The sequence below is a fragment of the Mesorhizobium sp. WSM4884 genome, assembly GCF_029625675.1.
Classification (GTDB): Bacteria; Pseudomonadota; Alphaproteobacteria; order Rhizobiales; family Rhizobiaceae; genus Mesorhizobium.
In genome coordinates this window covers 392,146-404,719 of the sequence record NZ_JARTVO010000003.1, presented here as the reverse complement: position 1 = coordinate 404,719, position 12,574 = coordinate 392,146, and the positions used below count along the sequence as shown (strand labels likewise).

Annotated in this window: 13 protein-coding genes; 10 read left to right on the top strand and 3 right to left on the bottom strand. The window is 65.5% G+C overall.

Annotation, left to right across the window (positions count from 1 at the left end; all coding sequences use genetic code 11):
- Window positions 1-8: 8 nt before the first annotated feature.
- The 7 genes from P9236_RS07240 (at window position 9) to P9236_RS07210 (ending at window position 7,111) form a co-directional block, all read left to right on the top strand.
- Window positions 9-920, top strand: a complete 912-nt coding sequence (locus P9236_RS07240) for a sugar phosphate isomerase/epimerase (RefSeq protein WP_278073917.1) — start codon at window positions 9-11, stop codon at window positions 918-920.
- A 72-nt stretch (window positions 921-992) separates the two neighbouring features.
- On the top strand, window positions 993-2,027 hold the full coding sequence (locus P9236_RS07235) for an ABC transporter substrate-binding protein (RefSeq protein ID WP_278073916.1): 1,035 nt from the start codon (window positions 993-995) through the stop codon (window positions 2,025-2,027).
- Between the two features lie 140 nt (window positions 2,028-2,167).
- Window positions 2,168-3,715: a sugar ABC transporter ATP-binding protein gene (locus tag P9236_RS07230; RefSeq protein WP_278073915.1), complete on the top strand. Its 1,548-nt coding sequence runs from the start codon at window positions 2,168-2,170 to the stop codon at window positions 3,713-3,715.
- Complete coding sequence (locus P9236_RS07225) at window positions 3,712-4,698, top strand: ABC transporter permease (RefSeq protein ID WP_278073914.1); 987 nt, start codon at window positions 3,712-3,714, stop codon at window positions 4,696-4,698. The genes P9236_RS07230 and P9236_RS07225 overlap by 4 nt, the downstream gene beginning before the upstream one ends.
- Window positions 4,695-5,681: an ABC transporter permease gene (locus P9236_RS07220; RefSeq protein ID WP_278073913.1), complete on the top strand. Its 987-nt coding sequence runs from the start codon at window positions 4,695-4,697 to the stop codon at window positions 5,679-5,681. The genes P9236_RS07225 and P9236_RS07220 overlap by 4 nt, the downstream gene beginning before the upstream one ends.
- A gap of 348 nt (window positions 5,682-6,029) precedes the next feature.
- Window positions 6,030-6,266 (top strand): hypothetical protein, encoded by a 237-nt coding sequence (locus tag P9236_RS07215; RefSeq protein ID WP_278073912.1) that lies wholly within the window; start codon window positions 6,030-6,032, stop codon window positions 6,264-6,266.
- Window positions 6,267-6,388: 122 nt separating this feature from the next.
- Entirely contained in the window at window positions 6,389-7,111 is a 723-nt protein-coding gene (locus P9236_RS07210; protein WP_347405171.1) for a Crp/Fnr family transcriptional regulator, read from the top strand.
- A gap of 117 nt (window positions 7,112-7,228) precedes the next feature.
- Here P9236_RS07210 and P9236_RS07205 read toward each other — a convergent pair whose 3' ends face one another.
- Window positions 7,229-7,672 carry a hemerythrin domain-containing protein gene (locus P9236_RS07205; protein ID WP_278073911.1) on the bottom strand — a complete coding sequence of 148 codons (444 nt, stop codon included), beginning with the start codon at window positions 7,670-7,672 and terminating at the stop codon, window positions 7,229-7,231.
- Between the two features lie 189 nt (window positions 7,673-7,861).
- Entirely contained in the window at window positions 7,862-9,355 is a 1,494-nt protein-coding gene (locus P9236_RS07200; protein ID WP_278073910.1) for an ATP-binding protein, read from the bottom strand.
- Between the two features lie 320 nt (window positions 9,356-9,675).
- Between P9236_RS07200 and P9236_RS07195 the strand changes: the two genes are divergently transcribed.
- On the top strand, window positions 9,676-9,930 hold the full coding sequence (locus P9236_RS07195; RefSeq protein ID WP_278073909.1) for a hypothetical protein: 255 nt from the start codon (window positions 9,676-9,678) through the stop codon (window positions 9,928-9,930).
- Between the two features lie 228 nt (window positions 9,931-10,158).
- Here P9236_RS07195 and P9236_RS07190 read toward each other — a convergent pair whose 3' ends face one another.
- Entirely contained in the window at window positions 10,159-10,644 is a 486-nt protein-coding gene (locus P9236_RS07190) for a hypothetical protein (RefSeq protein WP_278073908.1), read from the bottom strand.
- 191 nt (window positions 10,645-10,835) lie between these two features.
- Between P9236_RS07190 and P9236_RS07185 the strand changes: the two genes are divergently transcribed.
- Window positions 10,836-11,201 (top strand): RidA family protein, encoded by a 366-nt coding sequence (locus P9236_RS07185; RefSeq protein WP_278073907.1) that lies wholly within the window; start codon window positions 10,836-10,838, stop codon window positions 11,199-11,201.
- 87 nt (window positions 11,202-11,288) lie between these two features.
- Window positions 11,289-12,521 carry an amidohydrolase/deacetylase family metallohydrolase gene (locus P9236_RS07180; protein WP_278073906.1) on the top strand — a complete coding sequence of 411 codons (1,233 nt, stop codon included), beginning with the start codon at window positions 11,289-11,291 and terminating at the stop codon, window positions 12,519-12,521.
- Window positions 12,522-12,574: the final 53 nt, after the last annotated feature.

The window sequence follows — 12,574 nt, the reverse complement described above, 5'->3', positions numbered from 1 at the left end:
GAGGGATCATGAAGCTTGGACTGCTCACCGCACCATTTCCGGATACTCCGCTTGACGAGGTCGCAGACTGGGCGCGCTCGGCCGGTTTCGAGGCGCTCGAGATCGCCTGCTGGCCGAAGGCGTCAGGCGCCAGCCGCCGCTATGCCGGCACCAGCCATATCGACGCCGAAGTCTCCGCGTCGGAGGCCAAGGACATCGCCGCCGGGCTCGCCGGCAAGGGCCTGACGATCTCCGGCCTCGGCTTCTACCCCAATCCGTTGCATCCCGATCAGGCGCATCGCGAGGCGGTGATCGAACATCTGAAGAAGGTGATCGTACTGGCGAGCCGCATGGGTGTCTCGCTCGTCAACACCTTCTGCGGCGGCGACGCTTCGAAGACTGTCGACGCCAATTGGGAAACAGCGCAGAAAGTCTGGCCCGCGATCATCGCCCATGCGCGCGAGCACGGCGTGAAGCTCGCCTTCGAGAACTGCCCGATGATCTTCAGCTATGACGAATGGCCGGGCGGGCACAACATCGCCTACTCGCCTTATGTCTGGCGCCGCATTCTCGAGGCCTGGGGCGGCGACATCGGCATGAATTTCGACCCCTCGCATCTCGTCTGGCAGATGATCGACAAGGAACGCTTCATCCGCGAGTTCGGCCCGCACATGCTGCATGTGCATGCCAAGGACCTGATGATTGATCATGATGGTTTGTACGAGCGCGGAATTCTTTCCGCTGGCATAGGCTGGCAGGTGCCGCGCATGCCGGGGCTTGGCGACATCAACTGGAGCAGCATCTTTTCGGGTCTTTACCGGGCTGGATATGACGGGCCGGTCATCATCGAGCATGAGGACCGCCGGTTCGAGGGAAGCGACGAAAAGGTGAAACGCGGTTTCCTGCTGGCCCGCGATGTGCTGCGCCCCTTCGTCAAATGACGAAAAGCTTGGGCTCCGGCCACAACGGAGCCCTGGAACTGCAACTGACAGTCAATGTGGAGGAGTACTGAAATGAAGAAATACCTGACCATCGGCCCGCTACTTGCCGGTACCGCCCTGCTGGCCTCGGTGAGCGTCTCGTCCGCCGAGGGCAAATACACGATCGGCATTTCCAACACCGTGCAGGGCAACGGCTGGCGCGAGGAAATGATCTGCGCGATGAAGGCGCAGGCGCTCGCTTCCGGCGAAGTGGCGAAGCTCAACATCGCCCACCGCAACACCGATGCCGCCGGCCAGCTCGAGGACATTCGCAACCTGATCAGCGCCAAGGTCAACGCCATCGTCGTCAACCCGGCCGATCCGGCCGGCATCAAGGCCGGGCTGGAGGAGGCGACCAAGGCCGGTATCGTCGTCGTCGCCGTCGACCAGGCGGTCACCGAGCCTTCCGCCTACATTATCTCCAACAACCAGGAACAATATGCCTATCTCGGCGCCAAGTGGCTGTTCCAGCAGATGGGCGGCAAGGGCGAGGTGCTTTACATGCGCGGCGCCGCCGGCGCCTCGGCCGACAGCGACCGGGACAAAGGCTTCAAGAAGGCGCTGGCCGAATTCCCCGATGTAAAGGTCGCGCAGGAGGTGTTCACCGGCTGGCAGCAGGATCAGGGCAAGCAGCAGATCCTGTCCTTCCTCGCCACGGGAGCGCCGATCAACGGCATCTGGACCTCCGGCATCGACAACGTCATTGTCGACGCGCTGGTTGAACAGCAAGCGCCGATGGTGCCGGTTGTCGGCGCCGACAATGCCGGCTTCGTCGGCCAGCTGAACACGGTCAAGGGTCTGGTCGGCGCCGCCGTCACCAACCCCGGCTCGATCGGTGGCGCCGGCGTCACGCTGGCGCTGCAGATCCTCGACGGCAAGAAGCCGGCGCAGCAGACCGTCCTGGTCGAGCCGCAGCTCTGGGAGAACGCCACGGACGAAGGCAAGGCCAAGCTGAAGTCGGCCGCCGATCCGTCGCTCAGCCCCGAGTGGCCGGTCTCGATCTCGATCCCGGACTGGACCACCTACACCAAGGAGCAGATCGTCGCCTGCAAGGGCCCGGGCGAATAAGAACACCCTCATCCGACCTCGCTTCGCGAGGCCATCTTCTCCCATAAGGGGAAGGAAGTCGCCGCTCCGCAGTACGCCGCGCGCAAGCGTGGCGTGCTGTTGTGTTAGAACAGGCCACACATGATCGAGACCCGCACGCTTTGACCACCAACCCTCTCCTCGACGCCACCGGCGTGGCGAAGAACTACGGCGCCGTCGCGGCGCTGCGCAACGCCTCGCTTTCGGTGCTGCCGGGCGAGGTCCATGCGCTGATGGGCGCCAACGGCGCCGGCAAGTCGACACTGGTGAAGATCCTGACCGGCGCCATCCGGGCGGATGCCGGCCGCATCCTGATCCGTGGCGAAACCCGCGACGTGCGCTCGCCTGCAGCTGCCCGCCGCGCCGGCCTGCTGCCGGTCTACCAGGAGCCGGCGCTGATCCCCGACCTTGATGTGCTTTCCAATCTGCGGCTGACCGGCACGCCGGTCGAGCCCTTCCGCGCCTGGGTGCGCGAGCTTGGCATCCCCAATCTCGACATACGCGAGACCGCGCGTGACATTCCACTCGCCGTGCTGCGCGTGCTCGATCTGGCGCGCGCGCTCGCCGTCGAACCCGATGTGCTGCTGCTCGACGAGATGACGGCAGCACTTCCCGCCAACCTTGCCGAAAAGGTGCTGGAAGTCGTGCGCCGCCAAGGCGACAGCGGCCGCTCGGTCATCTTCATCTCGCACCGTTTCGTCGAGATCTCCGCGCTGTGCGATCGGGCCACGGTGCTGCGCGATGGCGCCACCGTCGGCGTCGTCGACATCGAGCCCGGCATCGAGGAAAAGATCGTCGAGATGATGCTTGGCGCCCGCATCGAGAAGACCAGCGTCGCCGCCGCGCGGGTGGCAAGCCAGGCTGCCGGCGCACAAGACAGCCATCCGCGGCTATCGGTGCGCAACCTGCAGCTCGGCACCAAGCTGCACGATGTCTCCTTCGATCTCGCCAATGGCGAGGTGGCCGGCGTCGTCGCGCTCGAGGGCCAGGGCCAAGACGAGCTCTTCGCCGCCCTTGCCGGCTCGATCCGGCCGGCCGGCGGCACGATCGCGGTCGACGGCGCGCCGGTGAAGTTCTCGCATCCGAGCGATGCCATCCGCGTCGGTATCGCCTATGTTCCGGGCGACCGCACCGAGGCTTTGGCCATGCAGCGCTCGGTGCGCGAGAACATCGCGCTTCCTTTCAGCGCGGCGCTGCGCAAATGGGGGCCGATCAAGGTGCGCCGCGAGCGCATGGTGGTCTCCAGCGCCATTGCCCGCCTGCAGATCGACACTCGCGCGCAGGGCGAGGTGCAGCGCCTTTCCGGCGGCAACCAGCAGAAGGTGACCATCGCCCGCTGGATCGCGGCGGATGCCCGCACCATCCTCTGCTTCGATCCGACGCGCGGCATCGATGTCGGCACCAAGCAGGAGATCTACAAATTGCTGCGCGAGCTCGCCGGCCTCGGCAAGTCGGTGCTGTTCTACACGTCCGAGCTGGAGGAGGTGCAACGTGTCTGCGACCGCGTCATCGTCATCTTCGGCGGCCGCGTCGTCGACACGTTCCCGGTCGAGTTGGCCGACGAGCCGGCGCTGATGCGGGCGGCCTACGGCTTGCCGCGCGGCGCCAGGGAAGATGTCGGCATCCTTGCCGACGTCGGGCCCGTTTCCGATACGGAGGTCGCGCCATGACCCGCTTCCTGCGCCGCCAGGGCTGGGTCGCCGGCCTGCTTGCGCTGCTCGTATTCTTGTTCGTCGTCACCAAACTGATCCAGCCGGGCTACGGCAGCGGCGATTTCGGCTCGCTCGCGCGGGCAGTCTTGCCCTACGCCTTTGCCGTCGCGGCGCAGACCGTCGTCGTCATCGCCGGCGGCATCGACCTCTCGGTCGCCGCCATGATGGCGCTGACCAGCGTCACCGCCGCTTCGATGATGAATGGTGCCAGCGAGGAATATGCGCTCTTCGTCGTACCCTTCGTGCTGGCCATTGGCCTCGTGCTCGGCGCGCTCAACGGCCTCCTCATCGTCATCACCCGTGTGCCGGACATCGTCGTCACCTTGGCCACGCTGTTCGTGCTGCAGGGCGCGGCATTGCTGGTGCTCGACGCCCCAGGCGGCGCGGCCGCCGAGTGGCTGAAGGCGAGCGTGGTCGGCACCATGCCGGTCCCCGGCCTCCCGGATTGGGCCGATGCCTGGGTTCCGAAGGCGCTGGTACTGCTCGTCGTCTGCCTTTTCGTCATCTGGATCCCGCTCAGGCGCTCGCGGCTTGGCCTTTCCATCTACGCCATCGGCAGCAACGAGCTTGCCGCCTTCCGCAGCGGCGTGCCGGTGGCGCGCACCAGGATCGTCGCCTACGCGCTCTCCGGCCTGTTCGCGGCACTCGGCGGCCTTTCGCTCACCATCAGCACCGGCATCGGCGCGCCAATCCCCGGCCCCTATCTGCTCGCCAGCGTCGCGGCGGTGGTGCTTGGCGGCGTCGCGCTTGGCGGCGGCAAGGGCGGGCTGCTCGGGCCGATCATCGCCGTCTTCGTGCTCAGGCTGGTGCGCACCGACCTCACGCTGCTTGCCATCGATCCCAATGTCACCGCCATCATCGAGGGCGCAATCATGGTCGCCGTCGTGATGTTCGGCGCCTTCATCACCATCCGGGGACGCCCGGCGGGAGCAACGCCATGACGAGCACCGCGACCATGCCCCAGCCGGCTTCGTTCGGCCGGCGCCTGAGGCGCTTCATGGCGGACCGGCCGATCATTCCGCTGATCATGCTGCTCGTCATCCTGGTGGCGATCCTGCAGATCCTGCGGCCCGGCATCGTCAACGAGCGCTGGATCGCCAACGCCGCGAAGTTCGCCATTCCGCTGGCGATCCTCGCCGGCTGCCAGACCATGGCCATGCTGACCGGCGGCATCGACCTGTCGGTCGGCACGGTGGCGACGATGAGCGCCTTCATCATGGCGACCCAGATCGTCAACCAGGATCCGACGGTGGCGTTCCTTCTCGCCATGCTGCCGGCGGTGCTGATCGGCCTCGTCAACGGCATCGGCGTCGGCGTCTTCCGCGTCCATCCGCTGATCATGACGCTCGGCACCAGCCTGATCGGCACCGGCTTCCTGCAGGTCTACCAGCGCACCGTGATTGCCTCCGGCGCCAGGATTCCGGATTTCCTCAACTGGCTAGGCACCGGCCTCACCTACGGCTTTCCCAACGCGCTCTTGCTGTTCGTGCCGGTGGCGGTGCTGATCGTCTTTACGCTCAACCGCACCGGCTTCGGCCGCCTGCTCTACGCCGTCGGCGACAACGAGCGCGCCGCACGTTTGTCCGGCGTCCGCTACTGGCAGGTGATCACCGCGCTCTACGTCATCTCCAGCCTGCTCGCCGGCATCACCGGCCTGCTCTACATCGGCCTGATCAAGGCGCCTTCGCTGTCGCTCGCCGAGCCGCTGGTGCTGCCTTCGGTAGCGGCAGCCGTCATCGGTGGCACCTCGATCTTCGGCGGCCGCGGCGGTTATATGGGCACAATCGTCGGCGCGCTGATCCTCACGGTGCTGACGACGCTGCTTACCATCCTGCAGATGCCGGAAGGCGGCCGCCGCATCCTGTTCGGCTTCATCGTGCTGTTCGTGACCGCGGCTTACTTGCGGATCATCGAGGATCGGTGAGCTGAAGCGCCGCTATTTGACTCAAGGGATCTGAACCATCCCTGCCGCACCAGAGAAGCGCTCCTATGGCTAAGCGTTCGAATGCAGGAGAAACGAACGGAACTATCGCCAGCGGTCTCGCCGACGACGATCCTCGTCTTGCGTTCATCTATCAGGAGGCCGTGAGAGGCTCACGCATCAGCAGACCGTCGTGGAGAACATGAGTACCCGCGCCGGCAGTCTTATCTTTGCCACCGCATTCGCAAACTCGTTGCTTGGCAGTGCGGCCCTTTCCAACGGGCTTGGCTTGTGGGACTGGACCGCGGTGGCCCTCCTGTTCGCGATCGGTGGGCTGATCGTCTTCATGCTTTGGCCCTACACCAATACACGTTTCGCTTCGACCCGGAGGAACTGCTCCATCAGTATGTCGACGGCGACAGGCCGGCGACCATGTCGGCGATGCACCGCGGGCTTACCCTTCGCATCAAAGCGGACATGGCCAGCAACTGGCGAACAATCCAGCGGCTCCGAGTGGCCTTGCAGGTAGCGCTGATCTTTCTGCTGCTCGATATCCTGGCCTGGCTTCTGGCGATCGCAGGGGCCTGAGCCAAAGGTGCCGCGAGCAGTCCGCACGCCTGCAGGCAGCGCGACGCCCCTTACCACGGGCACAGGGCTGCGACGCTACGTTCGTTGCCGGCAGCCCGCGGGAACACTATAGCTGTTCCATCGTGCGCGAAGATATTCACACGACGGGCATTCCGGTTCTCTGCGTTTCATGCGAGGCGCGGCATCGTGGCGTTTGCGGCGCGCTCAATCCCGACCAGCTCGTCGCCCTTTCCAAGTCGACGAAGCGGCACAAGGCCGAGACCGGCAAGGAGCTGGTGAGCGATTCCAGAAGTGTCGAGCGCTTCGCAAACGTGCTTTCCGGCGTTGTGAAGCTTACCAAAACGCTTTCCGATGGCCGCCAGCAGATCGTCGGCCTGCAGTTTGCTCCCGATTTCCTCGGCAGACCGTTCCAGTCGGAGAGCTCGCTGACCGCCGAGGCCGCGACCGAGGTCGAGCTGTGCTCGTTCCCGCGTCAGGCGCTCGAGCGCCTGATGAAGGAGCAGCCGGATTTCGAGCATCGCCTGCTCAAGCAGAAGCTGCGCGAGCTCGACCAGGCGCATGACTGGATGGTGGCGCTCGGCCGCAAGACGGCCGCCGAGAAGATCGCGAGCTTCCTTCTGATGATCGCGCGCAACATCGATCCGGGCGCCGGTCCAGAGCGCCGCAGCGCCGCTTTCGAACTGCCGCTGTCGCGCGCGGAGATCGCCGACTTCCTCGGGCTGACCGTGGAGACGGTGAGCCGGCAGATCACCCGCCTGCGCGGAGAGAACGTGATCCACGTCGAGAACAACCGTCACGTCATCGTCGACGACATCGGACGTCTGGCGGCACGCGCCGGCGACTAGAGCGGTTCACCGTTTCACGGAAACAGCAACCCGCTCTATCTCTTTGCTTTGACGCAATTCCGGACAGAAAACCGTTTCCACTTTTCTTGGAATCGCGCGGATCCCAGTCATTGTCCTTTATTGGTGGCCAAGAACCTCGGGCAGCACGTGGTCGCGCTCGAAGGCGATATGGCGGCGCGTCGATTCGAAAAAGGCGCGCAGCATGTAGCCGAATGCCTCGGGGTTCTCGATCGGCCGCCCGTGGCCGTGGGTGAGCAGCGCCTCGCTGAGATCCGCCGCTGCGCTTTCGTCCTCCAGATGCTCGACCTTGAGCCGCTCGATGATGTCTTCCCGGCCAGTTCGCTGCGCGAAGGCGGGGAAGACGACGTCTTCCTCGAAGCGGTGGCACTCGCGAACGAGCGGCAAGAGGTCCGCCGCCACGGCCAGGCACTGCAGACGGTCAACGCGCGACGGCAGGTCGTCGGCGATACCTTCCAGCATGTGGCAAAGCGCAAGCATCTGCACATGCGCCCGCTTCATATCGGCCGGGGTGCGCAACGGCTCCGGTTTGGCGTCAGTCATGATGCTCCGCCCCGATGCCCGGGTCTTTTTCCTGGACACCTCTCATAGTGCCGGGACGATCGCCATGGCTTGATATGGATCAACCCTTTCCATCGCAACGCCTGCCAGGAACCCGCATGCAGGCTGATGGAGCGGGTTCAAGGCGTCTCTGGTCTTGAAGTTGTCTGCCGGGTCGTGCTCGGCGCGCTGTCAGGCCGCCGAGCTGTCCTCCTCCCCCGCATTCGGATCGCCCGGCGCGGTCGCCCAGGCGAGCTCCACCAGCGTTACCGTTCGCCGGCCGGTGCCGTCGATCTGGCAGACGATGAGGCCCTGCTCCTCGATGTAGTCGAGCAGCCGACGCGCGCGGCGCAGCGAATGCGAGCCGTAGGCGCGGGCAATCGCAGCGTCGCTAGGGCAGGGCCAGCCTTCCTTTGCCGCGCGGGCGATCATCATGAACACGCCCTGCATGTCCTCGGGCAGAAGCGAGGCGCGCACGGAAACGTCGCGCCACGCATCGTCCTCGGCCATGTCGGAGCCGACGCCGGCGCGGGCGCGTGTCAGCATGCGGCGGAACTCCGATAGGTCCGGCACGACCGAAGCCAGCCCCTCGATCCGGCAGCGGACCACGAACTCCTGGTAGAGCACGCCGATGACGCGGAACCCGGCGTCGGGTTCGGCCAGGATGGCGCGCAGGATTCGGTCCATCCGCTCGCGCCGCTCGGCGAGATCCTCGGCGCTCGGCTGCGGCTCGGCCGGCTCGGGGCGGATATCCAGCGGCGCTGCCTTGGCCGCCATCAGCTGATCGAGCAGGTCCGGCGAGGGCCGCCGCTGCGGCCGCACCGTCTCCGGCGGCGGCGCCGCCAGGATGATCGAGCGCGCATCCTCCAGCGCCGCCTCCGGCAGCGGCATCAGCCGCGGCGTGCCGTTGCGCGGGCTCGTCTCGGTCGATCCGATCCGCACGCTCAGCGGACGGCGCGACAGTGCGGGGCCAAGCGCCATGAAATGCCCGCGCTCCAGGTCACGAAACGCTTCCGCCTGTCGCCGCTCCATGCCGAGCAGGTCGGCGGCGCGCGCCATGTCGATGTCGAGGAAGGTGCGGCCCATCAGGAAGTTGGAGGCCTCGGCCGCGACGTTCTTGGCGAGCTTCGCCAGCCGCTGCGTGGCGATGATGCCGGCAAGCCCGCGCTTGCGGCCGCGGCACATCAGGTTGGTCATCGCGCCGAGCGAAAGCTTGCGCGCCTCGTCGGAAACCTCGCCGGCAGCGGCCGGCGCGAAGAGCTGCGCCTCGTCCACCACCACCAGCATCGGGTACCAATGGTCGCGCGCGACCTCGAACAGCCCGCCGAGGAAAGCGGCGGCGCGCCGCATCTGGTTTTCGGCATCGAGCCCTTCGAGATTGAGCACCGTCGAGACGCGGTGAATGCGCGCCCGCTCGCCCGCCGCCTGCAGGCCCCGCTCGGTATGTTCCTCGGCATCGATCACCAGATGGCCGTAGCGCTCGCCGAGCGACACGAAGTCGCCTTCGGGGTCGATGATGGTCTGCTGCACCCAAGGCGCGCTCTGCTCCAGCAGCCGACGCAACAGATGCGACTTGCCGGAGCCCGAATTACCCTGCACCAGCAGGCGGGTCGCCAGCAGTTCCTCAAGGTCGAGGGCCGCCGGCGCGCCTGCCGTCGTCTGCCCCATCTCGATTGCAACCGTCATATCTCGACTCGAATGGTCTCCCTGCGCGGGAGGGGCTTAGCAACCGGAGCGCGACGCGTCGAGCTTGGGCCTTTGCCGCCGGCGTGGTGTTCCACACCTAACGGCATGTCGCCCAAAAAATGCGCTACGGTTTTGGGAAAACGACATGCGCAACAGAAAGATTTGGAGCGCTTCGCCTGAATCCGTTTCAGCGCGACGCGCTTTCAGGGCAATGGCGGCAGGATGTCGCCAATCGCACTGGTCGGACCACCATTTCGCTGGCGCAATCCCACCATTGGCGTATCATCCTTTTAGGGAGGGTTCACGGCAGGAGGAGGTCGATGAACGTCGCTGCGGAAGTGCCCGTTATGGATCCGACGGTGCAAGATCTTGTTTCGTCTGCTCTTTCGAAATTTCGCGCCGGCGACACGATCTCGACCCGCGCGATGCTCGACGCCATCCGCCAATCGGATCCCTCCTGCGAGGACAGCGACGACCATCTGGTCGAACTGATCGTGATGGCCGCCGTTGGTAAGACCATGGGTGTCGTGTTCGACCACCGCTCGCCCGACGAGCGGCTGCCGCGGCTTTCTTAAGCTGCTGCCTTCCGGAGGCATGTGCCTGCGGGCTTCGAGTCGCCGCGCTCCGCGGTCTGTTGAGATTTAGGTCAGGCCAAGCCGAGAAGGGCGGTTTCCGAGAACCGGCCTACGCCGGTCATAGCCTTCATAGAGCGGAGACACTTACGAGGGCTTCGGCCGGCGAAGGCCGGAAGTGCAGGAGGCCGCCATTCGCAGGCCGGCCTCACCTTAATCTCAACAGACCGTCTAGCTTCCCAGCGGATGCGGCATATAGCCGACAAAGCCGGCGATCTTCCAGCGGCCGCCGACCTTGCGGCAGAAATAGAGCGTCTGCCATTTGAGCCTGTCGACGCCGCCATCCGCCTTGGCTACTGAGCCGTCGAACTTCTTGTGCAGCACCGCGCGATCGCCGTCGACGTCGATGTCGCGCATGTTGGTGATGCGGAACAGCGCCTCGCGCAGCGGCTCGGCGAATTTCGTCGCCGCGGTTTCCTTGGCCTGGCGCAGCCATTCGTAGCGATAGATTTCCAGCCTGGGGAACTGCAGCCGCCAGGCGTCGGCATTGGCGAGGAAATGCGCATGCATGCCGAAGAAACTCTCGGCGATGAAATCGTCCTCGACCATCGCCCAGTCCTGGCCGAGGAAGGCATCGATGTCGCGCCGCACCAGCATTTCCCACAGCGCGTGACGATCGGCGTCGCCTTCCGGAAACGGATTCTTGTCGAAGGTCATCGGGTCCCCCTCTCATGCGTACCGGCGGCACGAATTGCCGACCTGCGTAGAGACGCAGGATGCTCAGGCTTCTGTAATTAAGCAACATGGATTCTCGAAAAATGTTGCTTTCCAACAGGAGCTCTATGAGGATCACGCGCGTGTAGACGGCTAGAAGAAACGGTCCGTTCAGTCGACAACAGGAGGCTCGCTTGCCCAAGCAGTGTTTTGGAAAATCGCATGTCCCGCTCTCGCCGGCGGTGCGCGCCGGCGATTTCGTCTATGTCTCCGGCCAAGTCCCGGTGGGCAGTGACGGCCTCGTAGTCAAGGGCGGCATCGCCGAGCAGGCCGAGCAGGTGCTGCAGAACGTCAAGGCCGCGCTGGCGCTTGCCGGCTGCACCATGGACGACGTGGTGAAAACCACCGTCTGGCTCGAGGACGCCCGCGATTTCGGCAGCTTCAACACAGTCTATGCCAGGCACTTCCCCAATGACCCGCCGGCGCGCACCACCGTCGAATCCCGCCTGATGATCGACACCAAGATCGAGATCGAGGCGATCGCCTACCGGCCGGTCTGATCGCAAGGGCGATTCCAGGAAAAGCGCGAAGCGGTTTTCCGTTCGGGATCGCATAAAAACAAACAGTTAGACAACAGGGAAGCGCCGATGCAGTTCGATCTGCTGATCAAGGGTGGCCGTGTGATCGACCCGGCCTCGGGCCTCGATGCGGCGCGCGACGTCGCCATCGCCGATGGCCGCGTCGCCGCGATCGACGCGGCCATCGATGCCGAGGCCGCCGGGGAGGTCGTCGACGCCAGGGACTGCATCGTCGCGCCGGGTCTCGTCGACCTGCACAGCCATGTCTATTGGGGCGGCACCTCGCTCGGCGTCGATGCCGACCGGCTCGCCGCCAAGAGCGGCACCACCACCTTCATCGACGCCGGCAGCGCCGGCGCCGGCAACTTCCTGGGCTTTCGCCGCCACGTCATCGAACGCTCCAAGGTCCGCATCCTCGCTTACGTCAACATCTCCTTCGCCGGCATATTCGGCTTCGCCAAGACCGTGTCGGTCGGCGAATGCGGCGATCTCAGGCTCTGCGAGCCGCGCGAGACGGTGGCTGCGGTGCGCGAGCACGCCGAGGTCGTCGTCGGCGTCAAGGTGCGTTCCGGCAAGCATGCCGGCGGCACCAGCGGCATCGCACCCTTAGACCTGGCGCTCGAAGCCGCCGATAAGGTCGGCCTGCCGCTGATGGCGCATATCGACGAGCCGCCGCCCGGCCGCTCGGAAGTGCTGCCGAGACTCCGCCACGGCGACATCCTCACCCACTGCTTCCGGCCGTTCCCCAACGCGCCGGTCTTCGCTTCGGGCGCGGTGCGGCCGGACATGCGCCTTGCCCGCGAGCGCGGCGTCATTTTCGACATCGGCCACGGCATGGGCTCCTTCGACTTCGAGGTCGCCAAGGCCATGCTTGCCGAGGGCCTGGCACCCGACGTCATCTCGAGCGACGTCCATCTCTACTGCGTCGATGGCCCCGCCTTCGATATCCTGGTCTGCATGTCCAAGCTCATGGCGCTCGGCATGCCGCTGGTCGAGGTGCTGCGCGCGGCGACGCAGCGCCCGGCTGAGGCGATCGCGAGGCGCGAGCTCGGCACGCTGGAAGTCGGCGGCATCGGCGATGTCGCCGTGCTCAAATTGCAGCCGGGACGCTTCACCTTCGTCGATGCGGTCGGCGCTTCACTGGTGGCGGATCGGCGGCTGGTCTCCAACGGCATCGTCATCGGCGGCAAATGGTGGCCGAACGAGGCCGCGAACCATAACGAAACGGAACGCTTCGAAGCGCATGCCCATCATACGCATGTCGAGGTTGCGGCCACGCATTTTCGGCATCGGCATGATTAGCCGACCTCCCTGAGGGGAGATGGCCGGCAGGGTTGCGGCGGCGGCGCGTTTGA

What these genes read in the sequence shown, in the direction of transcription:
- P9236_RS07180 (WP_278073906.1), top strand. Translation starts at nt 11,289, where the DNA reads ATGCAGTTCGATCTGCTGATCAAGGGTGGCCGTGTGATCGACCCGGCC.
- P9236_RS07200 (WP_278073910.1), bottom strand. Translation starts at nt 9,355, where the DNA reads ATGACGGTTGCAATCGAGATGGGGCAGACGACGGCAGGCGCGCCGGCG.
- P9236_RS07205 (WP_278073911.1), bottom strand. Translation starts at nt 7,672, where the DNA reads ATGACTGACGCCAAACCGGAGCCGTTGCGCACCCCGGCCGATATGAAG.
- P9236_RS07195 (WP_278073909.1), top strand. Translation starts at nt 9,676, where the DNA reads ATGAACGTCGCTGCGGAAGTGCCCGTTATGGATCCGACGGTGCAAGAT.
- P9236_RS07220 (WP_278073913.1), top strand. Translation starts at nt 4,695, where the DNA reads ATGACGAGCACCGCGACCATGCCCCAGCCGGCTTCGTTCGGCCGGCGC.
- P9236_RS07190 (WP_278073908.1), bottom strand. Translation starts at nt 10,644, where the DNA reads ATGACCTTCGACAAGAATCCGTTTCCGGAAGGCGACGCCGATCGTCAC.
- P9236_RS07240 (WP_278073917.1), top strand. Translation starts at nt 9, where the DNA reads ATGAAGCTTGGACTGCTCACCGCACCATTTCCGGATACTCCGCTTGAC.
- P9236_RS07225 (WP_278073914.1), top strand. Translation starts at nt 3,712, where the DNA reads ATGACCCGCTTCCTGCGCCGCCAGGGCTGGGTCGCCGGCCTGCTTGCG.
- P9236_RS07235 (WP_278073916.1), top strand. Translation starts at nt 993, where the DNA reads ATGAAGAAATACCTGACCATCGGCCCGCTACTTGCCGGTACCGCCCTG.